Source organism: Microbacterium sp. CPCC 204701 (assembly GCF_004010105.1).
Taxonomy (GTDB): Bacteria; Actinomycetota; Actinomycetes; order Actinomycetales; family Microbacteriaceae; genus Microbacterium.
Genome location: NZ_RRYE01000491.1, coordinates 1 through 1,882, shown reverse-complemented (window position 1 = coordinate 1,882; position 1,882 = coordinate 1). Strand labels below are relative to the sequence as shown.

At 72.5% G+C, this 1,882-nt stretch carries 2 protein-coding genes; both read left to right on the top strand.

Going from position 1 to position 1,882, the window contains the following annotated elements:
- Window positions 1–1,350 (top strand): S1C family serine protease (locus EIO58_RS17145; protein ID WP_127820469.1); only part of this gene is annotated, 1,350 nt, incomplete at its 5' end.
- Window positions 1,351–1,413: 63 nt separating this feature from the next.
- On the top strand, window positions 1,414–1,882 hold a 469-nt coding region (locus tag EIO58_RS17140; RefSeq protein ID WP_205789356.1), incomplete at its 3' end, for a CDP-glycerol glycerophosphotransferase family protein.

Genomic DNA, 1,882 nt, shown 5'->3' with positions numbered 1-1,882 from the left:
CCGCAGGGCGCCCCCCAGCGCCACACGCCGGGGCATGCACCGGGGGCCGCATTCGGCGCTCCCGCGACCGACACCCAGCGCACCGTCCCGATCGACGGCACGCCGGAGTCGCCCGCGGCCCCGACATCGTCGGGCAGCCCGAAGAAGCCTTCGGGGGCGGGCAAGGTCGTCGGCCTCATGGTCGCGGCCGCCATCGTCGGCGGCGCCGCGGGCCTGGGCGGCACCTACGCGGGCCTCAACTGGTTCGCGCCCACGAGCACCGTCCCCGCGGCGGGCCCGAGCACGGTGACGGTCAACGACACCGACTCGGTGAACCAGACCACGGCGATCGCCGCCAAGGTCGTCCCGAGCGTCGTCACGATCGCCGCGACGAGCGATGCCGGCAGCGGCACCGGGTCGGGCGTCGTGCTGACCGAGGACGGCTACGTCGTGACGAACACGCACGTCGTGACCCTCGATGGCGCGACCGGCGACGCCGCGGTCCGCGTCACCACGTCGGACGGCCGGGTCTTCGACGCCGAGGTGGTCGGTCTTGACCCGATGTACGACCTCGCGGTCATCAAGCTGACGGATGCCGAAGGGCTGACACCGATCGAGTTCGCCGACTCCAGCAAGCTGAACGTCGGCGACGAGACGATCGCGGTGGGAGCCCCGCTGGGACTCGCCAACACCGTCACCACCGGCATCGTGAGCGCGCTCAACCGCTCCATCCAGATCGCGTCGGCAGCCGTCCCCGACACCGGCGGCGAGGACCAGCAGCCGCAGGAGGACGAGGGCGAGACCGGCGAGGACGGTCCGTTCCGCTTCGACTTCGGCCAGGGCCCGCAGCAGCAGACCCCGACCGAGACGATCTCGATCGCCGTGATCCAGACCGACGCTGCGATCAACCCCGGCAACTCGGGCGGTGCGCTGGTCGACTCCGAGGGCAAGCTGGTCGGCATCAACGTCGCGATCGCGACGGCCGGCGGCTCCGCCGGCGGCTCGGGTTCCATCGGTGTGGGCTTCTCGATCCCGTCGAAGGTCGTCGAGCGGGTCACCGGCGAGATCATCGAGAACGGCGAGGCGACGCACGGTCTGCTCGGGGCGATGGTGCGGCCCGCGGCATCCGTCGAGGACGCCACGATCTCAGGCGCTTACCTGCAGAGCGTCACCGAGGGCGGCCCCGCGGAGGCGGCAGGACTTCGGGCCGGCGACATCGTGACCGCCTTCAACGGCGTGCCGATCACGGACGCGACAGACCTCACCGCCCAGGTGCGCGCGGTCGCCGCGGGCAGCGAGGCCGAGATCACCTACGTCCGCGATGGTGAGACGCGCACCGTGGACGCCACCCTCGGGACGCTCGAGCAATAGCCCGTCCCGACGCAGGACGCCATCCTGCGAGCGCCTCCGCGACGCGGACGGTAGGCTCGCGGGGTGGCGTCCTTCTCGTTCGGCGCGGGAAATGCGAAGAAGCTCGCGGCCATCCCGCTGTACGCGCTGGGGCGTCTGCTGACCGCGACCGTGCCGCGCTCGCGCGACGAGTGGGTGTTCGGCTGCGCGGTCGGAATCGGCGACGGCGCGCTGGCGCTGTGGCACGCGGCCGCCGTCGACGGACGCCCGGCCGTGTGGCTGGTCGGCTCGGCACGAGAGGCGAGGGATGCCGCGGCACGAGGCATCCCGACGGTTTCGAAGCGTTCCCTGCAGGGGCTCTGGCGCACCGCGCGTGCACGAGTCGTGGTCGTCACCCACGGCTTCGGCGACGTCAACCGCTACGCCGTGTCGGGCGCTTTCGTGGTGCAGCTGTGGCACGGCATCCCGCTCAAGCGGATCGGGCTCGACTCGCCCGAGACGCTGCGCGTACCCACGCCGATCGCGCGCACGCCGCTCGCACGGCCGGTCCGCG